This window comes from Rahnella sp. PCH160, assembly GCF_047784855.1.
Taxonomy (GTDB): domain Bacteria; phylum Pseudomonadota; class Gammaproteobacteria; order Enterobacterales; family Enterobacteriaceae; genus Rahnella.
In genome coordinates this window covers 114,237-137,984 of record NZ_JBLOGT010000001.1, presented here as the reverse complement: position 1 = coordinate 137,984, position 23,748 = coordinate 114,237, and the positions used below count along the sequence as shown (strand labels likewise).

Annotated in this window: 23 protein-coding genes and 1 pseudogene; 19 read left to right on the top strand and 5 right to left on the bottom strand. The window is 44.2% G+C overall.

All coding sequences use genetic code 11. The annotated features are described in order from the left end of the window. Positions 1 to 76 precede the first annotated feature (76 nt). Entirely contained in the window at positions 77 to 1,045 is a 969-nt protein-coding gene (locus ACM5QY_RS00650) for a GGDEF domain-containing protein (RefSeq protein WP_416118795.1), read from the bottom strand. Positions 1,046 to 1,616: 571 nt separating this feature from the next. On the opposite strand from ACM5QY_RS00650, the gene ACM5QY_RS00645 reads away from it, so the two are divergent. Then, the gene (locus ACM5QY_RS00645) at positions 1,617 to 2,978 is read left to right on the top strand and encodes an APC family permease (protein WP_416118794.1); all 1,362 of its coding nucleotides are present in this window, start codon (positions 1,617 to 1,619) and stop codon (positions 2,976 to 2,978) included. A gap of 48 nt (positions 2,979 to 3,026) precedes the next feature. Here ACM5QY_RS00645 and ACM5QY_RS00640 read toward each other — a convergent pair whose 3' ends face one another. Both ACM5QY_RS00640 and ACM5QY_RS00635 read right to left on the bottom strand, forming a co-directional pair. Then, entirely contained in the window at positions 3,027 to 3,350 is a 324-nt protein-coding gene (locus ACM5QY_RS00640; protein WP_416118793.1) for an AzlD domain-containing protein, read from the bottom strand. Next, complete coding sequence (locus ACM5QY_RS00635; RefSeq protein WP_416118792.1) at positions 3,347 to 4,015, bottom strand: AzlC family ABC transporter permease; 669 nt, start codon at positions 4,013 to 4,015, stop codon at positions 3,347 to 3,349. The genes ACM5QY_RS00640 and ACM5QY_RS00635 overlap by 4 nt, the downstream gene beginning before the upstream one ends. A 98-nt stretch (positions 4,016 to 4,113) precedes the next feature. On the opposite strand from ACM5QY_RS00635, the gene ACM5QY_RS00630 reads away from it, so the two are divergent. Further along, the gene (locus ACM5QY_RS00630; protein ID WP_416118791.1) at positions 4,114 to 4,662 is read left to right on the top strand and encodes a helix-turn-helix domain-containing protein; all 549 of its coding nucleotides are present in this window, start codon (positions 4,114 to 4,116) and stop codon (positions 4,660 to 4,662) included. Here ACM5QY_RS00630 and ACM5QY_RS00625 read toward each other — a convergent pair whose 3' ends face one another. Next, positions 4,663 to 4,836 (bottom strand): hypothetical protein, encoded by a 174-nt coding sequence (locus tag ACM5QY_RS00625; protein ID WP_416118790.1) that lies wholly within the window; start codon positions 4,834 to 4,836, stop codon positions 4,663 to 4,665. Here ACM5QY_RS00625 and ACM5QY_RS00620 point away from each other — a divergent pair. Beyond that, a complete protein-coding gene (locus tag ACM5QY_RS00620; protein ID WP_416118789.1) occupies positions 4,813 to 5,007 on the top strand; it encodes a hypothetical protein in 195 nt (64 codons plus the stop codon). The genes ACM5QY_RS00625 and ACM5QY_RS00620 overlap by 24 nt on opposite strands. A 58-nt stretch (positions 5,008 to 5,065) precedes the next feature. On the opposite strand, the gene ACM5QY_RS00615 is transcribed toward ACM5QY_RS00620, so the two are convergent. Beyond that, on the bottom strand, positions 5,066 to 6,598 hold the full coding sequence (locus tag ACM5QY_RS00615) for a methyl-accepting chemotaxis protein (protein ID WP_416118788.1): 1,533 nt from the start codon (positions 6,596 to 6,598) through the stop codon (positions 5,066 to 5,068). A gap of 331 nt (positions 6,599 to 6,929) precedes the next feature. Between ACM5QY_RS00615 and ACM5QY_RS00610 the strand changes: the two genes are divergently transcribed. The 16 genes and pseudogenes from ACM5QY_RS00610 (at position 6,930) to ACM5QY_RS00535 (ending at position 23,721) form a co-directional block, all read left to right on the top strand. Then, positions 6,930 to 7,220 carry an NADPH-dependent FMN reductase family protein gene (locus tag ACM5QY_RS00610; protein WP_416118787.1) on the top strand — a complete coding sequence of 97 codons (291 nt, stop codon included), beginning with the start codon at positions 6,930 to 6,932 and terminating at the stop codon, positions 7,218 to 7,220. Between the two features lie 958 nt (positions 7,221 to 8,178). Beyond that, a complete protein-coding gene (locus ACM5QY_RS00605) occupies positions 8,179 to 8,682 on the top strand; it encodes a helix-turn-helix transcriptional regulator (RefSeq protein ID WP_416118786.1) in 504 nt (167 codons plus the stop codon). A gap of 88 nt (positions 8,683 to 8,770) precedes the next feature. Beyond that, positions 8,771 to 9,466, top strand: a complete 696-nt coding sequence (locus ACM5QY_RS00600; protein WP_416118785.1) for an EAL domain-containing protein — start codon at positions 8,771 to 8,773, stop codon at positions 9,464 to 9,466. A 264-nt stretch (positions 9,467 to 9,730) separates the two neighbouring features. Continuing rightward, complete coding sequence (locus tag ACM5QY_RS00595; RefSeq protein ID WP_416118784.1) at positions 9,731 to 9,946, top strand: hypothetical protein; 216 nt, start codon at positions 9,731 to 9,733, stop codon at positions 9,944 to 9,946. A gap of 74 nt (positions 9,947 to 10,020) precedes the next feature. Next, positions 10,021 to 10,677, top strand: coding sequence for a YjbF family lipoprotein (locus ACM5QY_RS00590; RefSeq protein WP_416118783.1), 657 nt, complete (start codon positions 10,021 to 10,023; stop codon positions 10,675 to 10,677). Further along, complete coding sequence (locus ACM5QY_RS00585) at positions 10,674 to 11,417, top strand: capsule biosynthesis GfcC family protein (protein WP_416118782.1); 744 nt, start codon at positions 10,674 to 10,676, stop codon at positions 11,415 to 11,417. The genes ACM5QY_RS00590 and ACM5QY_RS00585 overlap by 4 nt, the downstream gene beginning before the upstream one ends. After that, the gene (locus tag ACM5QY_RS00580; protein ID WP_416122792.1) at positions 11,417 to 13,507 is read left to right on the top strand and encodes a YjbH domain-containing protein; all 2,091 of its coding nucleotides are present in this window, start codon (positions 11,417 to 11,419) and stop codon (positions 13,505 to 13,507) included. Before ACM5QY_RS00585 ends, ACM5QY_RS00580 begins: the two co-directional genes overlap by 1 nt. 169 nt (positions 13,508 to 13,676) lie before the next feature. Beyond that, positions 13,677 to 15,107 (top strand): undecaprenyl-phosphate galactose phosphotransferase WbaP, encoded by a 1,431-nt coding sequence (gene wbaP, locus ACM5QY_RS00575; RefSeq protein ID WP_416118781.1) that lies wholly within the window; start codon positions 13,677 to 13,679, stop codon positions 15,105 to 15,107. A 97-nt stretch (positions 15,108 to 15,204) separates the two neighbouring features. Beyond that, positions 15,205 to 16,337 (top strand): annotated as a pseudogene (locus ACM5QY_RS00570) (polysaccharide export protein). Between the two features lies 1 nt (position 16,338). Beyond that, positions 16,339 to 16,773, top strand: a complete 435-nt coding sequence (locus tag ACM5QY_RS00565; RefSeq protein ID WP_416118780.1) for an arsenate reductase/protein-tyrosine-phosphatase family protein — start codon at positions 16,339 to 16,341, stop codon at positions 16,771 to 16,773. A 19-nt stretch (positions 16,774 to 16,792) separates the two neighbouring features. Continuing rightward, complete coding sequence (locus tag ACM5QY_RS00560; protein WP_416118779.1) at positions 16,793 to 18,958, top strand: polysaccharide biosynthesis tyrosine autokinase; 2,166 nt, start codon at positions 16,793 to 16,795, stop codon at positions 18,956 to 18,958. 44 nt (positions 18,959 to 19,002) lie between these two features. Next, positions 19,003 to 19,665 (top strand): hypothetical protein, encoded by a 663-nt coding sequence (locus tag ACM5QY_RS00555; RefSeq protein WP_416118778.1) that lies wholly within the window; start codon positions 19,003 to 19,005, stop codon positions 19,663 to 19,665. Beyond that, positions 19,635 to 20,381 carry a right-handed parallel beta-helix repeat-containing protein gene (locus ACM5QY_RS00550; protein WP_416118777.1) on the top strand — a complete coding sequence of 249 codons (747 nt, stop codon included), beginning with the start codon at positions 19,635 to 19,637 and terminating at the stop codon, positions 20,379 to 20,381. Before ACM5QY_RS00555 ends, ACM5QY_RS00550 begins: the two co-directional genes overlap by 31 nt. A 28-nt stretch (positions 20,382 to 20,409) precedes the next feature. Continuing rightward, positions 20,410 to 21,612, top strand: a complete 1,203-nt coding sequence (locus tag ACM5QY_RS00545) for a hypothetical protein (protein WP_416118776.1) — start codon at positions 20,410 to 20,412, stop codon at positions 21,610 to 21,612. A gap of 55 nt (positions 21,613 to 21,667) precedes the next feature. Next, the gene (locus ACM5QY_RS00540) at positions 21,668 to 22,714 is read left to right on the top strand and encodes a glycosyltransferase (RefSeq protein WP_416118775.1); all 1,047 of its coding nucleotides are present in this window, start codon (positions 21,668 to 21,670) and stop codon (positions 22,712 to 22,714) included. Between the two features lie 23 nt (positions 22,715 to 22,737). Continuing rightward, positions 22,738 to 23,721 (top strand): glycosyltransferase family 4 protein, encoded by a 984-nt coding sequence (locus tag ACM5QY_RS00535; protein WP_416118774.1) that lies wholly within the window; start codon positions 22,738 to 22,740, stop codon positions 23,719 to 23,721. Positions 23,722 to 23,748 lie beyond the last annotated feature (27 nt).

Here is a 23,748-nt window from a genome sequence, read left to right as displayed (position 1 = left end):
AGCCCTAAAGAAGAACAAAACGTTTTTTGTTATGTGAAATTTATAGCACATACCGCTGAAACCGGCAGGGGCAGGCTTATGCCTGAAGGCGAACCGGTTCCGTGCCCAACATAACGCCGTTTTTTCCGTGATGCTTTATCGCGTACATCGCCTGATCGGCACGCAGTAATACGTCGCTGAAATCATCGCTGGCCGCCATTTCCGCAATCCCGATGGATGCGCCTATCTGCGCATTGCCGTTGTCCAGCTCAAACGGGATCACCGCCGCATTCAGGCACGCCTGCGCCACGTTTTTAATCACCGGATTATTCAGTGAATACGGAAACAGCAACACAAATTCATCACCGCCCAGACGCCCCGGAATAACGCCCGCCGGGCAAACGTCTTTAAAACGCTGGCTGAGGCGCATCAGAACGTCATCGCCGCTGCGGTGCCCGAGCGTGTCGTTCACATGCTTAAAATCATCCAGATCGATAAACGCCACGCAAAGCGAACCGGTTTTTTTTAGCGCGCTGAACTGCTGTTGTAACGCATGACGGTTCGCCAGCCCGGTCAGCGGATCGTGGTTGGCCAGCGTGGCTAACTGTTGCTCATAATTCTTTTCTTTGGTCATGTCGATGTGAGTGCCCGTGACTTTCAGCGGGCGTCCGGCGTCGTCCCATTCGGTGACGCGGCCACGATCGAGCACCCAGGTAATGGTGCCATTTTTCGCCTGCATCCGGTGCAGCGCCTCGTAAAACGGCGTTTTGCCTTCCAGATGATTGTAAAAAGCTGACAGCACGTCTGCTTTGTCGTCCGGGTGCAAATGTTCTCGCCAGACCTCAAAACGCGCGCTCAGTTCTTTGGGCTGATAACCCAGCATGGATCCCCACCGGCGGTTGTAAATCACCAGTTTTCCGCTGGGCACGTCGAGCTGCCACAAACATAAACCGGTTCCATCCAGCGCCGCGTTCAGCTTGTTGCGGGCATCGTGCGCGATGCGTTTCAAACGGGCATTGTGCTTCTTCAGGTTCTGGAGTTGCTGCTTAAGTGAGGAATCAGACATTTCTTATTTTATGATCAAATAATTTTCATTCTTGTCACAGACCGTGATTTTGTAAACATCAGGCGTGAAAAAGATGTCAGGGGAGGGAATTTTAGGAATTTGCCCATAAGGGCAATCAGGGAGGGAAGACGGCTTGCGTGAGGCCGAAAATGTTAAATCAGAAGCGCACTCGTTATTTTTAAACAGGGATTGTCGATATATCTCCTGATGCAATAACGCGGTGTTTAATTATTTTCACATTATAAAAACATTTCATTCCCCTCTGCGAAAGCGCTTTGACAATACGTGCCAGTTTTCACGGGTTATTTTATTTATTGCCTGTCTTTATCCTGAGCTGGCTTGTCAATTCAATACGGAATAAGGCAAAATATGCGGCCCGCAAAACGGGGCGTATCACGCGTTCTGCATTAACGAAATCATTCTTCGTACAAGAAAAACATCCAAAAACCAGAGGCCGGGCTTAGTACCGGATAGATATTTACTTTCAGAAATCGACAGTCTTGTCGCAAGGAAACATAAATGGTGCACCACTCTTTTTATGTGACGTCATCCGTCATGGGAAATTCACATCATGTCGGATAACATCGCAACAGGTACCGCTTCCCGCGTGGAACTGCGTAAAAGCCTTACGCTGATTCCGGTTGTCATGATAGGCCTGGCCTATATGCAACCCATGACACTGTTTGATACTTTCGGTATTGTCTCCGGCCTGACCGACGGTCATGTACCGACGGCCTATGCCTTCGCGCTGATCGCCGTGTTATTTACGGCGCTGAGCTACGGCAAACTGGTGCGCCGCTATCCTTCTGCGGGCTCCGCTTATACTTACGCGCAAAAAGCGATTCATCCGGTGGTCGGCTTTATGGTCGGCTGGTCGTCGCTGCTCGATTACTTATTCGCGCCGATGATTAATATCCTGCTGGCAAAAATCTATTTTGAAGCGCTGGTGCCTTCCGTGCCGTCGTGGATATTTGTCATCGTGCTGGTCGGGTTTATGACGCTGTCGAATTTACGCAGCATCAAAACCGTCGCCAATATTAATACGCTGGTCGTCGTCTTACAGATTGTGCTGATTGCCGTGATTACCGGCATGGTCATTTACGGCGTTAACCACGGCACCGGTTACGGCACGTTAGCCAGTTCGAAACCGTTCTGGGGCGAAAATACCCATACTGTGCCGCTGATTACCGGCGCGACGATTCTGTGCTTCTCGTTCACCGGCTTTGACGGCATCAGTAATTTGTCGGAAGAAACCAAAGACGCCGAACGCGTGATCCCGCGGGCGATCTTCCTGACGGCGTTAATTGGCGGTGCCATCTTTATCGGCGCAACCTATTTCCTGCAGCTGTATTTCCCGGACATTTCCAGCTTCAAAAATCCGGACGCTTCGCAGCCTGAAATCATGTTGCAGGTCGCGGGGCGTGCCTTCCAGTTCGGCGCGCTGATTTTCTCCAGCATCACCGTTCTGGCGTCCGGCATGGCGGCGCACGCGGGCGTTTCGCGCCTGATGTACGTCATGGGCCGCGACGGCGTATTCCCGAAACGTTTCTTCGGCTACATTCACCCGAAATGGCGCACGCCGTCTTTCAACGTGTTGCTGGTCGGCGCGATTGCCCTGATGGCGATTAACTTCGATCTGGTGACGGCGACGGCGCTGATTAACTTCGGTGCGCTGGTGGCGTTTACCTTCGTGAACCTGTCTGTGATTTCGCAGTTCTGGATCCGCGAGAAGCGCAACAAAACCTTGATGGACCACTTCCAGTATCTGTTTTTACCGATGTGCGGCGCGCTGACGGTCGGGGCGTTGTGGGTCAATCTGGAAGAAGGCTCGATGGTGCTGGGGCTGATCTGGGGCGCAGTCGGCTTCATCTATCTGGCCTGTGTGACCAAAAGCTTCCGCAATCCGGTGCCGCAGTACGAAGACGTGGCGTAACGATTTATGAATAACGATGGCTCCTGCGGGAGCCATTTTTGTTTCTGTTTATGCGATTCCCACCCCGCGCATCAGCGCCGTGACCATCGCTGCCGCGATAATAATGACGATCAGCGGTGCCTTTCGCCATGCTAAAAACAGCGCCACGCCGACGCCCGCTACCCGCGCAAATCCGCCAAAGTGATGGCCTTCAAACAGCGCTGACGTGGCCGCAACGGCCAGTAACAGAATCGTGGCGGAATCCGACAACATCGATTGCGTTGCCGGTGAAAAATTCAGACGCGATCCCAGCCGGTAACCGGCCACGCGCATCGCAAATGTACCTGCCGCCAGAACGGCGATCCCGGCAATCCATAACATGTGCTGCGTCATTTTTTGTTTCTCCAGGCCAATAATCCCAGCAGTGAAAACAGCACCGGCATTCCGGCGGGCACAAAAGGCACGGCGGCGACGGAGAACAGTGCGCCGGACGCCGCCGGGATCAGCGTTCTGCGCTTTCTCAGTGCCGGGAAAATCAGCGCCAGCAAAATGGCCGGGAATACGGCATCCAGCCCGATCGCTTTGATATCCGGAATAAATTGCCCGATATACGCCCCGGCAATCACGCTGACCGGCCAGAACAACGCAATGCCCGCGCCGCACAGCCAGTAGGCTTTTTTGCGTTTTTCATGGGTGGGCTGCGAGATGCCGAACACCACGCTTTCGTCGTTCATGATGTGGCACCCGAGCCAGCTGAGCGATTTGCTGCCCACCAGATCTTTTACCGCGATACCGAACGGCAAATGGCGGGCATTCACCAGCAAACCCGCGGCTGCCGCAGCGAACGGGCTTCCGCCACCGCCGACAATTGCGATGAACAAAAACTCCGAGGCGCCGGCGAGCACCAGCAAAGAAAGCATCAGCGGCACCCACAGTGGGAAACCTCCGGCGACCGCCAGTGAACCGTAAGAAATCCCCACCAGACCGTCGGCGAGGCACACCAGAAAAATAGCTTTCACCACATCTTTTCCCAGCGGTGAAAAGAAACGCGCTTGCATAATTCAATCCCATAACGAACGAGTATCCATTATAATGAACACTTCCGAATCGTTCTTCAAGTCGAACGATCGTTCGTTATATAAATCACGGTGCCGTTATGTCTCAACCTATCAGCGTTATTTCCAAAGGTCTGGTGCGTGAACGTCAGCGCGCAGGCTTGTCTCTGGCGGAAGTCGCCCGCCGCGCCGGTGTGGCTAAATCGACGCTTTCACAACTCGAAGCCGGTAACGGTAATCCGAGTCTGGAAACGCTGTGGGCGCTGTGTGTGGCGCTGAATATTCCTTTCGCGCGCCTGATGGAGCCGGAAGTGAATAAAATGCAGGTGATCCGGCGTGGCGAAGGCCCGTCGGTGGTCGCAGAAATGTCGGATTACAAAGCGGTGCTTCTGGCGACCTGTCCGCCGGGCGCGCGGCGCGATGTGTATCTGCTGACCACGCAGCCGGGCAGCGACCGCGTTTCCAGCCCGCATCCGCAGGGTTCTGTCGAACACATCATTATCACGCAGGGGCGTGCGCTGGTCGGGCTGGTGGATTCACCGGTCGAGCTGAACGCCGGTGACTACATTTCGTATCCGGCCGACGTTGAGCATATTTTCAGGGCGCTGGAGCCCGACACCATGGCCGTGCTGGTGTCGGAGCAAAGCTGATCAAAACGTAATCAGCTTTTTCGTCAGATTGCTTTTGAGCAGCAGCATGGATGACATCACCGAAAGCAGGAACGTCATCAGAATGACCAGCAGTTTGGCGGTCAGGGAATTGACCGGGAACCACCCGACGAGCAGATTAAAAAAGGTGTAGTGCAGGATATAAACGCCGGTCATGGTTTTACCGAGCGAGCTGACCATTTCACTGACCGGCAGCCGCGTGGCGTCCGGTTTTACGCCGTTCGCGGCAAATTTATCTACTGGATCATCGGGCTGCTGATGGGTGTCGCGCTGTTCGTGATTGTCGAGATAGAGAAAGTGCTGACGAGGGGCTGGCGTAAGAGTTAGAGAAAAAAATATCCTGAACGGCCAACGGGTCGTTCAGGATGATTTGTTGAAAATCAGGTTACAATTTAAAGACTGTCACCGTCTGGCGTAACTGGTGCGCCTGCTGATCCAGAGACGCGGCAGCGGCGGCGGCTTGTTCCACCAGCGCGGCGTTTTGCTGCGTGACGCCGTCCATCTGCGTCACCGCCAGATTGACCTGCTCGATACCGATGCTTTGTTCGGACGACGCAGACGCAATCTCATCCATAATATCGTTCACCTGCTTAATGGATTGCACGATTTCATTCATGCGTTCCCCGACCAGCGTCACCTGACTGGAACCCGCGGTGATCCGCGTGACCGATTCCCCAATCAGGTTTTTGATGTCTTTCGCCGCTGTCGCACTGCGCTGCGCCAGGGTGCGGACTTCACTCGCCACTACCGCAAAACCACGCCCCGCTTCCCCCGCACGCGCAGCTTCAACGGCCGCATTGAGCGCAAGAATGTTGGTCTGGAACGCAATGCCTTCAATCACCCCGACAATCTGCACGATATCCTGCGATTCGGTGGAAATGCGCTGCATGGTGTTCGTCAACTGGCTCATCGCTTCGCCGCCGTGTTGTGTGGCCGACGTGGCTTTAACCGCCAGCTGGCTGGCCTGACGGGCATTTTCGGCGTTCATTTTGACTGTTGCGGTGATCTCTTCCATGCTGGCCGCAGTTTCCTGAAGTGATGCCGCCTGCTCTTCGGTGCGCTGCGACAGGTCGGTATTCCCCATTGAGATTTCGCTGGAGCCGGTGGCAATCGCATCGCTCGACAGCTGAATTTCCTGCACCAGTTCACGCAGCTTTTGTTTCATCTCGTTGAGCGTATACATCAGGCTGGAACGGTCGTTATCGGCAATTTTTACGTCGATGTTTAAATTACCGGCGGCAATTTGCGCGGCAATGTTGGCCGCGATATCCGGCTCTCCGCCAAGCGTGCGGCGGATGCTGCGGGTCATCACCCCGGCGATAATGCTCACCACCACGAAAATCGCCAGAGAGATCGCCAGCAGTTCCCAGGCCATTGTCCAGAAACTGGCGTTAATGTCGTCGTAGAAAAAGCCGGTACCGAGCATCCAGTTCCATTCAGGGATGGATACCACGCCCTGCAATTTAGGCTGCAATGGCTCGCTGGCGCTGCGTTTGACCAGCACATCAACCAGCCCGAAGTGATTTTCTTTTACCGCCTGTTTATAAGCTTCATTATCCACCATGCCGGACGGCGTATGGTTTCCGCCTGAACGTTTGCCGATGAGATCGGGATTCGGGTGAACAATCGTTAAATCTTTATCATCGTTCGCCCAGTAGTAACTTTTAGATTCGCTGTTAAGTTCAGAAAGCATTTTCTTAGCGCCTTCCTGGGCCTGCGCCTGATTCATTTTCCCGGACGTTTGTTCCTGAACATAATAACGGGAGATATGTTCGGCTTTAGTCAGTAAGTTGACGATTTCCGTCTTTCTGCTTTCAATCAGAGAATAATTCAATGAATACAATGCCGAACCCACAACGCAGGAAACGCCAAGAAGAGCAGAACCAACAAGTACAAATAATCTTGTGGAGATTTTCATAGTTACCCTTTTATTTTATGAGTCATAGCACGAAATTATTATCGGCACCGGTTTGTTGCTGCTTTAATGCGAAATTGTAAAATTAAACTCAATAATTTTAAATTTTAGTTAAATATTGCAAGGGGGATGCATCATAAAGTTGCGTGATTAGTTAATGATATTGAATTATTAAGAACGTAAAGGAGAGTACGAGCGAAAAAAACGCCGCTTTATTGGCAGGGTTAATCTGCCGCAGAGGGGAAAACGGGGGCGGTCAGACCGTAAAAATGATGGAAATGCAGTCGAAATCTATACCGGCAATCCGTACGACGCCTGGCTGGAATTTACTGACGTGTTAACCCGCGCCGACCAGAGCGAAAAACGGGGGGCAGGCTGGAGCGATCCGCCCAACAATTCCCAAAGCTTTGTCAGCACCATGCGAATTTTTTATGACACTGTCATTATGCGGGGTGCCTGTGTCATCGGAAGCTGTCCACGGGAAGGCTATAAATTTTGTTTCCCGGTCGCACTGCTGGAAAACGACGAGTTCCTCGGCTTGCTGCTGGATGAGGAAAATCAATACGATTTGACCGAAAAACGCATCGATGGCTGGCTGGAGAAAATTAAACAGGCCGTGCTTTAGCAATGTGAAATCCTTTAAATAGCCCGTCAACAACCAGCCACAAGGCGGTTTTTTTTATGCCAGCCGTAAACATGTTATTACCTGCTATTCATCCTGAAGGGTTTTGACAGACTCATTCCTGAGGCACTTAGGCAGATTCTGTGACAGTATTTAGCAATAAATGTTGTCAGGATTAGGATTCCTCTTGGTTAGAAAAATAAAATCGCAGTAATAAAAATCCTATAGCACCCTGAAAATAGGGTGCTAAGGTTATTTTTCTATAGGTTTAGGATAACTCCTAGGTAATTATCTTAATAATTGAAAACTTATTTCCAATACATATCTATGTACAAAACTCCAATAGTTTAGATTTCTGAAGGTGTTTTTAAGAAAACATCCTGATTTTGAAGTATTGATGTTTATTTTTCGTGAAAATAAAAACTAAAATTTACTCTAAAAAAGAATAATGCTCTGTTCTACAGTAAATAATCAGGCCAAATGGTGCTTTAACAAATCCACTGGAATGCGATCAGTTCTTATTGAGATAGTTCTTAGATTTTTGCCGTCACATCAGTGAAAAGCGTCGTATAGCTCACATTTCTGCGTTGAATTAGCCATATAACTAAGAATACGCCTAGGAAAGAGGTAGGTTAATAACGATAAGAATGTGTAAATCGATCGGTCAAACCTATTGTTGCTCATGTTTATGAGCGAGAAAAACGATTTGAAGAGTTTCCGCTGCGTATTACTCTACATACAGTCTTAGGAAAGGAATAAATATGAATTAAAACGCAGGTAAACTTCGTTTTCTTTATATCGTTCTGAAAGTGCTTTATTCTCCCCCGGTATCTCGGAGTAGAGTTTGAGCGTTTTTAAAACCACAAAATTAGGCGGCCCAATGCCTCGGGTAATTATCTGGAGTGAGTGCCATTTTACGAAATTGGCGTTGAAAGAAATAATCTCCAAGAAGGTACCTTACGTGAACGGTGTCATTTCCTATGACCAAAGCGAACAGGTGCAATTGTATACAAAGGATTATCTGATCATCGACCCGTCAGCGGGTGGCTTCCACAAGTGCTACGAGTTTTTGCGAGAGAATCTGAATGTTTTAGACCCGGAACGAATACTTATTGTGTCTTCTGCGGTCGATGTTCTGATGCTTGAGCTTCTTCTCAAAAAGGAATTTAAATTTTTGAAGAAGAAAAATGACTTATCTGACGTGGCGAATGCAATAGAACAGTTTATTCAGCTGCGTGGCACCACGATTAACAAGGAGGCGTTTAACTACAATATTACGCGAATGGAAGAGAAGGTTTTAGTGATGATGATGTCTGGCCTGTCTGTTACCAGTATCTCAAACATCCTGAAACTGAGTGTAAAAACGATCAGCGTCCATAAATGTAACTCTCTAAGAAAGATTGGCGTGGACGCCAGCAGTAGCTCGGCATTGTTCTTTTTGCACAAACATGCCGTGGGAAATTGAGTTAACCGATAAATATAACAAGTATCAAAAATTATTTTTGCTTTGAAGAAGTTTTGTTCGGCTATTGCTATTTATTTCAGGGGACGATATGCAATCGGTCACAAGAGGTTATCCGGGACATATTTTTGAACCCATCGTCACTGCTTCCGGTGGCCTGTTGGGTTTCGAATTGGCGAGAAAGTCGCAAAAAGTAGAAAGTCAACAAAATTCATGTGGTTATGAACATAATTTATCTCCTGAAGATAAAGTAAAAGTATTTTTCAACCAGGTCACACTTGCCTGCGTCAATGCCAATATATTTATCGATAATGATTTTCTGTTATCTATAAATATCGACGATGACATCGCCTGTCATATCGTTAGCAATACCGCTATACGTAATGTCTTACAGCAACATCGCTTTATCCGGCTGGCACTGGATCAGAATTTTTCTGAATTTAGTGAAGAAAGTCCGCGCAAGGTTATCCGGTCATTATCAGAATGCTGCACGTTATGGTTAGATAATTTCGGGGCCGGTAGCACCAGCCTTTCACTGGTTATGAACGAATCGTTTGAATATATAAAGGTCAGCGAAAGTTTTTTTTGGCAACACCAGGGAACTCAATCTTTTAGAAAAATTATTGAACACCTCACGCCTTATTGTCAGGGTGTTATCGTGAAAGGTGTCGAAAATGCACAACACGTAGAGTATTTAAATGGCAGCAATATTCGGGCAATGCAAGGGATATTGTGGACTTCCTATAATCAGGAGGAGCTGATTCAGTCGTTCTTTTCGAATGGCTGAACATTATTGCCATAACGTTGTAAATATTAATAACTTCTGTAAACGCTAAGGATATCTCGCCTGAAATTTAATGGTGAGATAGCCTTGCGTGGGAAACTGTTGAGTAAATATTTTGGCAAATTGGTGGCCGTAAACCAGGAGCGGTAGCATGGCTAAAATATATACCGGTCTTAAATTGTACAATAATTATTTTCTATTGATATACTCAAAGGGCCCATTGGTTATTGGGCGAACAATCCGTCTGTCAATTGAAGAGGAGTAATTATGAGAAAACTCATGTTTTCTGTTATTGCCCTGATGATGCTGCCGCTATATTCGCAGACAACATCTGCTGCTGAACTTAGCTCAGGGGAAACAGTGGCGGCAGTGGTTGGTACCAGCGGCGCAATATTAGCCGCAGGTCTGATTGCTGTAGGTAACGATGATAGTGATGGTAACAGCAATACCAATACCTCAACTACCACCACAACGTCACGCTAATAAGTCACTTAATTATAACCACACATCCGTGTGGTTATTTTCCCACATGATAATAAAGATATAGGGAATCACTTGTGCGCTATTCCTTATTGTTCCTCTGCCTCTTGTTACAAGCATGTTCCCCTTCGCAAAACAGTCTGGTTGATACTTTTAAGGTTGCCATTAAAGGGCCGCAGGATGTTGTGGTGCCACCCCAAAGAATTGCCGCTATTCCTTACGGCAGCATTTATTTAAAACTGCCTACATCTGCGCAAATCTTTGTGGTCGGTTATCTCCAGGATGGTTTTGAAAAATGGAGTACCGGCGACCAGGTCGTGTTTATTACCCAAAATGGTCGCCTTGTTCGGTCGGCCGGTTATTCGCAAGGGGATCTGCTGGAAGTCACCAATCTGCAACAAGACCCGCTGTTGCATGCAGCAAATTTGCGTGAAGGGGCGAGCTGGACGCGCCTGATGCGCTGGACGGAGAACCGGCAGCCATTGTCATCCGTTGTGACATCCCATTTCAGCCGTCAGGACGATGAAACCCTGACATTTCCCGGAAGAGTCGTCGCCTGTCAGGTGTGGCGCGAGGAAGTGACGCTTCAGGCCACGGGCGACCGCTGGCAAAACACTTTCTGGGTAGATCCACACAGCGGATTAGTGCTCAAGAGCAATCAGAGGTTGGGAGCAGATATGCCGGTGAGTATGACATTGCTCAAACCTGCCAATGCGGGGATCCCACCAGCATGAAAATAAAAACGCTTTTATTCATTTTTAGCGCCTTGCCGGGGATGACATTTTCCGAGAGCAACGTGGCCGTTTACACCAGCGCCTCTCAGGGGCAGCCTGCCCAGATACTCAGCCATATTAAAGATATGCGCCAGATGATGGCGGAGTCTGACCTGATCCGCCAATCCTGGTCGCCCGGCACGGTGATTGCCGTGCCTGCCGCCACGCCAGAGGCGCAGCAACAGTATCTGTACATGCAGAACCAGCTCAAGGCCTGGCGTGCCACGGAGAGTGGCGATACGCAGCATACCATTAACCGCGTCATTCAGCAGTTGCAGGGGTTGCAGGTTACCGGTCGTCAGTTTACCCCGATGGATTCGGATTTGATCCTCAACAACAATGCCGCTAACCGCCCGTTACAGGGGGATTATCGCGTCTATACCGCAACGCGTCCCAACAGCGTGTTGTTGCTGGGTGCGGTGAGTGGTGCGGGAAAACAGCCGTGGGTTGCAGGACGTACGATTCGTGAGTATCTCGCGGATCATCAATTTCTTTCTGGTGCCAATCTGAATGAAGCCGTGGTGATTGATCCCAATGGAACCATCCGGGTCGCGCCGGTCGCGTATTGGAATTATCGCCACGCTGAAGCCCAGCCGGGCAGTATCATTTGGGTCGGTTTTTCTGACTGGACGCTGCCGCGCCAGTTTGAAAACCTTAATCAGCACATCGTCTCTGTTTTGGCGCACCGGATCCCTGAATGATGAAACCAAAATATCTTCTCAGCCTGCTTGCTGTGTCCGTGGTTTACGCTAATTCCGTCCGGGCGCAAACGTATGATGAACCCCTTGGTCCTTCACAGTCCGATTTCGGTGGAGCGGGACTTTTACAAACACCGACGGCGCGGGTCCCGAAAGAAGGGGAGTCCAGTGCCAACTACCGCGATAATGATGCCTACCGTTTTTATTCGGTCTCGATGGCGTTGTTTCCCTGGCTGGAGACCACGTTGCGTTATACCGACGTGCGTGACCGGCTTTACAGTAGTGATCCGAACTTCAGCGGCAATCAAACCTATAAAGACAAGTCTTTCGATGTGAAATTAAGACTGTGGGAAGAGGGTTACTATCTTCCGCAGGTCGCGTTGGGCAAGCGCGATATCGGCGGCACGGGGTTGTTCGACAGTGAGTATCTGGTCGCCAGTAAAGCGGCCGGACCATTAGATTTCACGCTGGGGGTAGGCTGGGGTTATATCGGCAACAGCGGCAATATCACGAACCCTTTCTGCAAAGCCAGCGATAAATATTGTACCCGCGCGCAAAGCCATTCCACCGGCGATATTTCACTAAATGATATGTTCCGCGGCCCTGCGGGGGTATTCGGCGGCGTAGAGTATCAGACCCCCTGGCAGCCGTTGCGCCTGAAGATGGAATACGATGGTAATAATTACCGCGATGATTTCGCCGGGGCACTAAAACAGAACAGTAAGTTTAACTTCGGTGCTGTTTATCGCCTGGCAAGCTGGATGGATGTCAATGCCAGCTACGAGCGTGGCAATACCTTTATGTTCGGTTTTACCCTGCGCAGTAACATGAACGATTGGGTTCCTCATCAGATTGATGATCCGGTTCCTGCCTATCAGCCGCAGCCGCAAAGTGCGGGAATGGTTAATTACAGCGTCGCGACCGGGCAACTGGCTCAGATTAAAGGCAATGCCGGGTTTAGCGAACCGCGTATCGACATCCGTGACGACACTCTCAACGTTACGGGTCAGCAGGATAAATATCGCAATACGTCCAAAGGCGTAGAGCGTGCCAATCTCATCATGCTGAATAATCTGCCGGAGAATGTCGACACACTGGATGTTACCCAAAACCGCTTTGGTATGCCGATGGTCACCACACGTACCCGCGTGGCGAGTCTGCGTCAGCAGCAACAGGGTTATCCGCTGGGGCAGGAACAGTCCCTGAACCAGCAACGGATTGAACCGGTCACAGACGTCGGTCAGGGATTCTTTATCGGCAAAGACCGGTTTAATTACAGCCTTTCGCCGGTATTAAGACAATCCGTCGGCGGCCCTGAAAACTTTTATATGTATCAGATCGGTGTGCTGGCGGATGCCAACTACTGGCTGACAGATCACCTGCTTGTCGATGGCGGCGTGTTCGGCAACGTTGCCAATAACTACGATAAGTTCCGCTATGACGGCGTCAGTAATGACTCTTCTCTGCCACGCGTACGAACGCATATCCGTGAATATGTTCAGAACGATGTCTATGTGAATAACCTACAAGCCAACTACTTCCGTTATCTGGGCAACGGTTTCTACGGACAGCTTTATGGCGGTTATCTGGAGATGATGTACGGCGGCGTCGGGGGCGAAGTGCTCTACCGGCCACTGGATTCTGACTGGGCACTGGGTATTGATGCTAACTATGTCAAACAGCGCGACTGGGACGACATGATGCGCTTCACTAATTACAAGGCCGCAACCGGCAACCTGACAGCCTACTGGCGGCCGGCATTTATGGATGATGTGCTGGTGAAAATGAGTGTCGGGCAATATCTGGCTAAAGATAAAGGCGGCACGTTGGATCTCTCCAAACGCTTTGACAGCGGTGTCACCGTGGGAGCCTATGCGACGCTGACGAATGTCTCTAAACAGGAATACGGTGAAGGCTCCTTTACTAAAGGCTTCTACATCTCTGTTCCGCTGGACTTGCTGACTGTCAAACCAACACGCAGCACGCCAGCGGTCAGCTGGACACCACTGACGCGTGATGGTGGCCAGATGCTGGGCAGACAGTACGGCTTGTACGGTATTACTTCAGACAGAGATACGCCGCAGTTGCCTTAATGAAAGGTTGTGCCTGACTGAAACAGTCAGGCATCTACAAAATGACTTATTTATTATTTTTCTGATATGTCAGCATGTCAGGAGACAGTTAATGAAGTCCATTATTATAAGCCTATTAACCTGATGTTCTCAGGTAATAATTATTTTTGATACTTGTTGTGAGGGAAATATGACATTTCTCACCAGAAATTTTTACTCAAGCCTGTTTCTTGCTCTTTCGGATTTCGTCAGTTTTACCCTGTCGATTTATGTCGCTAAAATATTACTGAGCTTCATGCTCAAAGAGTTTGATGACTATATTCCCGCTCAACATGTTACTGCCCTGGTTTTATTGCACTGGACGCTGGCATTTTGTTGTGTTGGCTGGTTCTCGATTCGCTTGCGGCATTATTACTACCGCAAAACCTTCTGGTTTGAACTGAAAGAAATTTTACGCACGCTGGTCATTTTTGCCGTTATTGAGATCGCGGTGATGGCCTTCGCAGAATGGAATTTTTCCCGTTATATGTGGATCCTCACCTGGCTGTTGGTGCTGATATTTGTACCTTGTGCCCGCATGATGACTAAGCGTGTATTAACGGTTCTGGGTATCTGGCAACGCGATGCCATTATTATTGGTACCGGTAAAAATGCTCACGAGGCTTACAAAGCGATTCAAAGCGAAAAGAATCTCGGGCTGAACGTCACCGGATTTATTTCCAGCGAACTGACTGACAAGCCGGGTGACTGCATTGATGGCATTCCGATCATATTCTGCGATGACCTGTGGTTATTAACCCCGTGCGACAAGAAAACCCAGTTTATTGTCGCCGTGGAAGCACACCAGAGCGATATCCGTAACTACTGGCTGCGGGTGTTTATGATCCACGGTTACCGTTATGTCTCAGTGATCCCGACCCTGCGCGGCATGCCGCTCGACAGTACGGATATGTCGTTTATTTTCAGCCACGAAGTGATGATCTTACGTGTTCATCAGAACCTGGCAAAATGGTCATCACGCTTCCTGAAACGTGCTTTCGATATTGTGGCTTCACTGGGGATTATTGCCATATTGTCTCCGCTGCTGCTGTATATCAGCTTCAAAGTCAGGAAAGATGGCGGCCCGGCAATTTATGGCCATGAGCGTATTGGTAAAGGCGGCCGTCCTTTCAAATGTCTTAAATTCCGCTCAATGGTAATCAATTCCAAAGAAGTGCTTGAGGAATTGCTGGCAAATAACCCCGAAGCACGCGCCGAGTGGGATGAGACATTTAAGCTGAAAAACGATCCACGTATTACGCGCATCGGGCATTTATTGCGTAAAACCAGCATGGATGAATTGCCGCAGTTATTTAATGTATTAAAAGGAGAGATGAGCCTTGTTGGTCCGAGGCCTATTATTAACGCTGAACTGGAGCGTTACAGTGATGAGGTGGATTATTACTTGCTGAGCAAACCGGGAATGACCGGATTATGGCAGGTGAGTGGTCGCAGTGATGTGGATTACGAGACCCGCGTCTATCTTGACGCCTGGTATGTAAAAAACTGGTCGATGTGGAATGACATCGCCATCTTATTTAAAACAGTAAGTGTTGTGCTTAGAAAAGACGGTGCTTATTAACAGTCTTTTAAATAATGTATCACCCTCATGTATTGGCTGCTAGTTATTAGCGTCATGGCCAACATCAATTTCTGTTGAACCACATGATATGGATTTTATGAAAAATAAAACGTTTAAGATTTCTGCATTATTCGGGGCTTTGTTACTGAGCGGATGTACGGTTATTCCAGGGCAGTCGTTAAGTACCACGGACAAAGATGTTGTTCAACCTACTGATAGCAATTATGACATTGATAAATTAGTGAACGTGTACCCGATGACGCCCAGCCTGGTTGATCAACTGCGTCCATTAACTGAAGAAGCACGTCCAAATCCTCAGTTAGATCTGCAACTGCAAAACTACCAATATCGTATCGGTGTTGGTGATGTGCTTATGGTTACCGTCTGGGATCACCCGGAACTGACCACCCCAGCCGGGCAATACCGCAGTGCCAGTGATACAGGGAACTGGGTCAATGCTGATGGGACGATATTTTATCCATATATTGGAAAAATATACGTAGTAGGCAAAACACTCGCAGAAGTGCGTGATGAAATCACTCGTCGTTTAGCGACTTATATTGAAAGTCCTCAGGTCGATGTGGGAGTTGCGGCTTTTAGATCGCAGAAAGTTTACGTTACAGGGGAAGTTGTGAAATCTAGCCAGCAGCCAATCACTAATATTCCACTTACAATAATAGATGCGATTAATGCTGCGGGAGGAATGGCTCCTGACGCTGACTGGCGCAACGTGATACTGACTCATAATGGACAAGATACGCGTATATCGCTTCAGGCGTTGCTACAAAATGGGGATTTAACTCAAAACCATCTGCTTTATCCAGGCGATATACTTTATGTGCCGCGCAATGATGACTTAAAAGTTTTCGTTATGGGAGAAGTAGGAAAACAAAGTACGCTTAAAATGGATCGCAGTGGCATGACGCTGGCGGAAGCATTAGGCCATGCGGAGGGGTATCACAGGAAATGTCAGATGCTTCTGGGATTTTCGTAATCCGACAGGTTTTAGGCAGCAAACAAGGCAAAATTGCAAATATTTATCAGCTTAATGCAAAAGATGCTTCTGCGATGGTAATGAGCACAGAGTTTCACCTGCAACCATATGATATTGTTTATGTTACCACGGCTCCTGTGGTTCGATGGAATCGTGTTATATCTCAAATAGTGCCGACAATATCTGGTGTGCATAGTATAACGGAAGCAACCCGCTTTGTCCGAAACTGGGATTAATATGCATCATTCCATCTTAGTTGTATGTACCGGAAATATCTGCCGTTCACCAATAGCTGAGAGGCTATTGAAAAATTACTTACCAGATATAAAGGTAAGTTCTGCTGGTATAAAAGCATTGGAAAATAAGGATGCTGACACCTCAGCAATTGCAATTGCTGAAAAATATGGGGTTTCTTTATCTGGTCATAAAGGAAAACAATGCAGCTCAAGATTAATTCGGGATTATGATCTTATTTTAGTAATGGAGAAGTCACACATTGATTACATTACTGAAAATCATCCAGAGTCAAGAGGGAAGGTTATGCTACTTGGGCACTGGATGAACGGGAGAGATATCCCGGATCCGTATATGAAAAGTCCTGAGGTATTTGAATTTGTATTTAAATTAATTGATCAGGCTTGTCAATGCTGGGTTAAAAAACTCAGTGTATAACTAATCAGGGAAATAAAGCATGCGGTCAGTTATTTCAAAAAACACCCATGAAGATGACTCAAAAGAGTTTGATTTAAATCGTCTTTTCGGCGCATTGATCGACCACTATAAATTAGTGAGTTGTATTACATTTGCACTAACTTCACTTGCAATAATATATGTTATTTTTGCATCCCCTATTTACAAAGCTGATGCTTTAATACAAGTAGAACAGAAACAAGGTAATGCTATTTTAGATAGTATTAGCCAGGTTTTACCAGAGACACAACCTCAATCTGAGCCAGAGATTGCTTTGTTACAATCAAGAATGATTCTTGGTGAAACAATCGATGATCTTAATCTTCAAATAGAAGTCTCGCAAAAATATTTTCCGATTTTTGGGAGAGGTTTATCTCGACTTATGGGAGAAAATAAACAGAGTATTGAAGTGAGTAAACTTTTTGTACCAAAATTAAACTCTGATAATCCCGAAGTTGAATTGACTATAGTAGATAAAACTCATTATCGTGTAAGTATAGATTCGATTGACTATTATGGTCAGGTTGGCGTTACTTTAGAAAAGCCACAAATAAATATATTAGTCAATAAGATAGATGCAGTACCTGACACGAAATTTTCGTTAAAATATTCAAGTAAATTAGACGTAATTAATGATTTGCAAAAAAGTATATTAGTGGCAGACCAAGGAAAGGATACCGGTATGCTCACTTTATCTATGATGGGAAGTGATCCAGTAAAGATATCCCGGATTTTAAATAGTGTAAGCAATAACTATCTGGCACAGAATATCGCGAGACAAGCAGCGCAAAATGAAAAAAGTTTAGAATTCCTTCAAATTCAATTGCCAAAAGTAAGAGCCGATCTCGATAATGCTGAAAATAAAATGAATGCTTATCGACGTCAAAAGGATTCAATTGATCTTTCACTGGAAGCTAAATCAATACTTGACCAAATTGTGAATGTTGATAATCAGTTAAATCAATTAACATTTAGAGAGGCAGAAATTTCTCAACTGTTTACCAAAGAGCATCCGACTTATAAAGCCCTCTTAGAGAAAAGGCAAATATTACAAGATGAAAAAAATAAACTAAGTAAGCAAGTATCAGCCATGCCTGTTACACAGCAAGAAGTGTTAAGACTAAGCCGAGATGTAGAATCAGGGCGTGCTGTGTATATGCAATTATTAAACCGGCAACAGGAACTTGAGATAGCTAAATCCAGTGCAATTGGTAACGTGAGAATCATCGATCAGGCGGTAACCGAGCCGAAGCCGGTCAAACCGAACAAAGCCATAATTGTTGCAATTGCTTTTATTTTAAGTTTAGTGCTTTCAGTTATTATTGTTGTTCTTAAAGAGTTCTTACATAAAGGCGTCGAAACACCTCAACAGCTTGAAAACTTAGGGATTAATGTTTTTGCAAGTATTCCTAATTCAGAATGGATGGAGAAAAACAATAATTTAAAAATAAGTAGAAATAATATAAATAATGTGGAAAAGGTAGAGAAAATACTCGCTATAGATAACCCTGCAGATATAGCAATTGAGGCAATACGAAGCCTTAGAACGAGCTTGTATTTTGCGATGATGGAATCTTCAAATAATGTGCTGATGATTTCAGGGCCAACTCCTGGCGCAGGTAAGTCATTTATTAGTGCGAATTTAGCAGTGGTAATGGGACAACTAGATAAAAAAGTATTACTGATAGATGGTGATATGAGGAAAGGGTTTGCACATAAAGTTATGGGTATATCTGATAGAATCGGACTTTCGAATATACTCACCACAGATATTCCGTATTCAGAAGCTATAAATATAATTAGCAAGGCGAATATTGATTTTCTGGGCCGAGGAAAATTACCTTCAAACCCTGCTGAATTGTTGATGAGTCCAAGGTTTTCAAAATTAATTGAATGGGCAACAAAAAATTATGACTTAGTTATCATCGATAGCCCACCAATATTAGCAGTAACTGATGCTGCGATAATTGGACGGCATGCGGGAACGAACTTAATAGTAGCCAGATTTGAAGATACGACCACCAAAGACATTGAATTGAGTTTAAGCCGGTTTCAACAAAGCGGCGTAAGTATTAATGGATGCATTCTTAATGGTATAATAAAAAGACATAGTAGTTATTATAATTACTATGGTTATGAATATACTAGCCACCCTAAGAGTAAATAGTTTCTAAAGGGTAGTTTATTACAAACATAAAGTGAAGGTTAAATATGAATCGTAGAAATCTAATTATATTAACCTTTCTTACTTTAGGGCTGAAAGGTAGGCTAGCTTTAGCTTCGAAAAATCCAGAAGCTTTAAATATAACTCAGCACATCTTAGATCTAATGTCTGCGGGGAAAACTGTAAATATCCCCGCAGGTAATTATCTAATAGATGCGATATCAATAAAGGTTATATCGGGAAGTAAGTTGATTTTTTCTAAAGAAGCCGTTTTTAAAGTAAATGTTCCAGACCGTAGCGGTGGATGTATATTCCTTATTGATGATAAACAAGATATTGAAATAACAGGCGGTACTTTTAACGCTGAAGACGATATGATTGAAGTTATTAGTATTCGCAATGGAGCACATTCTATATCAGTTAGTGAGGTAATGTGTAATGGATGTAGGTTATTAAGAACGGATGTAATGAAAAGCTATGTTCGCATAAATGGTTCCGAATTAAATTATAACGTTAACATTAGTGAGTGTCATGGCGCGTCATCAAATATAGCGACAAGAAAAGCTTTCATTGAGTTACATTACATAAAGGATTGTAATTGTTTTGATTGTGAAATAGATGGATATTATCACGGTATAATGTTCTGGGGGGGGATGCAAACCCAAAAAGAGATGGGGTTGTGGAAAATATTAGGAAAGCATCCCATTTGAATTTTAAAGGCAATACTATAAAAAATGTTCAACTAGGAGGGATTTGGGGGTCGATGGGGGAATATATTACTATTGATTCCAATTATCTTGAACAGGGAAGGGATGTTGGTATTGACTTTGAAGGTTGCAATAATTCGTTAGCAATAAATAATATTATAAAAAACTTTAGGCATGGAGGACTAGCAACATTTTTTTTGTGTAACGATATTAAATTCGAAAACAATACTTCTATTTCAACAAAAAAGGAAAACATAGTAGCTGCGATATTTAACTCAACGCTTAAGCAAGACAACAGGAATATCAAGTTCATTAATAATAAATTTATAGGAGATGGGGTTGTAACAGTATTTTCCCAAAATGGAACTGTTAGTGAGTTATTAATCCAAGGTAATGTATTTACAAACACATTGATAAAACTAACTAGTCCTAATAATGGGGCGATAAAAATATCTAAAAATAACTTCTCATTTAATATAATGCCACAAAAGGACATGCCTGTTGTAAATGTTTCAAATGTGCTTAATTCTACTAGTTATCTAATTGTAGAGAATAATCATATTAACAGTGAACAAAAATGGTTCGCAGATATCCCTGTGTTCCATATAAAAACGTTAGAATCTAGAAATTCAGAGTTAGCACCAATAGTTGAAGGTAACTTGGTCGAGAAAGTATCTTCACCTAAATCTGCTATAGTTTCAAAAATAACTCAAAAATAATTTTATATATTATCCCTCAGGATGTAAGATGAATAAACTGAGAAATTTTCTACTTTTTATAACATTCGCATTACCTAAAGCTGGTGCTAAGCTCGGTGGCTTTCCATTATATATATCATTAATTAGCAGTCTTTACTTCATGGTTTCTGGATTGCTGTATGTTTTTAAAAGGAAGATAGAGTTATTCTTTGTTTTATTACCTATCTTACTTGTCTTAGTCATGTTTTTGTTTAATCAGTTATCATTCACTGGCAATGAATATTATGGTAGTGGATATCTTGGCTCTGCATCTGTAATTGCTTATATTACTTCTTTTTTCTCGTTCCTATGCTACTACGGTGCTTTACAAATAAAGAACTCAGAAGAATGGAAAAGGAATTTAGTATTTATTTTTTATATCCTTGTCATCTACGCACTCATGCAAAAAATTTTTGGTGATTATAAAGTCACAATCCCAGGAATAACAGCGAATTACCAAGATGCAATAACTCCTGACTTTTTGGCAGGGAAAAATAATATGATCTGGGGGATCGGATATTTAAAAGCTACTTCCACTTATCAAAACGGAAATTTATTTGGTGCAAATCTCCTACTCATTGGTTTTGCTGTAATATCGAATTTTATCGTAGACAATAAGAAAGTAATAATTCCCATCTCTCTGTTATGCATTGTCGTTTTATTAACAGCATCGGTCTCAATTTACATTGGTCTGATTGCTGGGTTATTGTGGATGTTCTTTACATCCAAAAATAATTCAGGCCGCTCAATTATAATTTTTCTGCTTGGTATCCTTTTTCTGTCTCTACTGTTATTTTTTGTCTTCACAACAGATAATGTATTTTCTGAAATAATTCGCGAGAGATTATTTAATCGAGACTTGTCTGAAGGCAGTGGAAGAATTGAGAAAATAAATGAGTATTTAGAAATGGTTGGAAATAATTTTTGGGTATTGATTAATGGCATGCTTTTTTATGATAGAAAGTTTGATGAGATTTATGAAGTATTACCTGCTGCAATATTACAAATCTTTGGGTTGCCTTTGCTCGTCTATTATATATGGTTCTTGGCTGTAAAGTTAAAAGCTATCGTTAAGTCTCCTTATATGCTTCCTTTCATAGCATATTTTACCGCATCACTTTCTGATGGAGCATACTGGTTGCCACCTACTGCGACAAATTTATTTATTCTTTTAGGGCTTTGTACACTTTGGAATAAAAAAAGTAAAGCATAATGAAATTATCAACTAATTTTTTTGGTGCTCATGAAATTAATATGCCGAGTATGATATGCTAAGAAATAAAAAAATAGCAGTGGTATTCACAGCTTCAATTTTGGGCGGCCATGAATTGATGGCTGTAAATCATATTAAAAAATTCAAAAAAAGAGGGGTGGATATATGTTCTTTTGTCCCAGAAAATAATGATAAATTAATTACTCTAATGAAGTCATCAAGTTTGGATTATACTTTACATCAAGTGCGTCATCGGCGTCTGGAAATAATTAATTCCTTCATTAATTTGAAGTATCTACGTGAAGCTTTTAGTTTTTTAAAGGGAATACATAATAATTTCGATTTCGTAATAGTCGTCCAAGGGGATGTTGAGTTAGGGGCAGGTTTTATAAGCGCGGGAAGGAAATTATCTTTAAATAATATTATCAGCTATATTCCTTATACTCATAGTTTTAAAGTTATGGGGAGTAGGTTCGCTTTAGTGAAAGATGTTCTCGCGAAATATGCTTATAGACGTTGTGATAAATATATTACTATATGTAGTCAGTTTTCACTCGATTTAAAGAAGAAAAATCCCAAATCTCAAGTGCGCGTTTTGAAAAATTTTGTTGAAACACCTAATGATTTTAAAACGAATCTGACCTACGAAAACAATGTTAAAAAACATGGTTATTTGACTATACTCATGGCTGGAAGAATTTATTTCAGGCAGAAAGGACAGGATATTCTCATTAAGGCGCTAAAAAGAATTCCATCTAATATTCATATTCAACTTAATGTTATTGGTGATGGCCCTGATTTCGATAAATTAGTAGAATTATCTACAGAACTCAACGGGAATATAAAGGTTGTTTTCTTTGGTTGGAAAGAAAATGTATGGGAGCACTCGAATTCTGTAGATTTACTGGTCATTCCTTCAAATTATGAAGGCGTACCATTAATAATGCTAGAAGCATTGAAAAGAAATCTCCCAATAATTGCTCCTGCCAGAGATGGAATGCTTGATTATCTTGACAAAAATTCATTATATCCCACAGGTCCCTCTGAGTGCCAATCTCTCGCAAATAAAATCATGGATTTTTTTAACGAAAGAAATTGTTAATTTATTGAAGGGTGTGATTATTGATGAGTAAAATATTAATTGATAACCGTTGGGACGGAACTGGCGGTATAGGTACCTTCGCACACGAGACGAATAAAATAAACCGTTATAAAGATGCAGGTTTTACTGGGAAACCATTTAGTCCGTTAGATTCTTTTAGGTTAACGCTGAGAACAATGTTTACTAGAAATAAAATTTTGTTTTTCCCTGGGTATATTCCTCCATTGTATTCCTGCTCTCCTTATGTAATTACTATTCATGATCTAAATCATCTCGACAGAGAAGATAATTCAAGTGTACTAAAAAAATTATTTTACAATACTATTATCCTTCGAGGATGCAAAAAAGCTAAATATATTTTTACGGTTTCAGAGTTTTCCAAAAAAAGGATAGTTGATTGGTCAGGCGTACCGAAGGAAAAGGTAATCAATGTAGGCAATGGTGTATCAAATGATTTTTCTCCTGAAGGAGAAGGAATAGGGTATCCTTTTGAGTACTTTCTTTGTGTAAGTAACAGGAAATCACATAAAAATGAGATTAGAACCTTGTTGGCATTTAGAGAATCAAAAATTCCAAGCACAATAAAACTTGTATTTACTGGTGAGGAAAATACTACCTTAAAGAATAAAATTGCAGAACTCGGGATGTCTGAAAGAGTTATTTTTTCGGGTTTTCTTAAGAAAGTTGATTTGCCAAAAATCTATAGAAGTGCCAAGGCTCTTGTCTTCGTATCCTTGTACGAAGGGTTTGGATTGCCAGTACTTGAGGCAATGGCGAGCGGCGTTCCTGTTATTACATCTTCGACAACCTCATTGGGTGAAATCGCTGGAAATGCTGCATATTTGGTTGATCCAGAAAATGTCGCTCAAATCGCAGAAGCGATTAATATCCTTAATCGAGATGAGTTTGTGAGGTCGGATTTAATTCATAAAGGATTATCCCATGTACAAAAATACTCTTGGGAAAAGGCAGCGAGTGAAATAAATTATCATTTGTCTTTAATATAAATATATTACCTTTTCCCATAAGCGTAA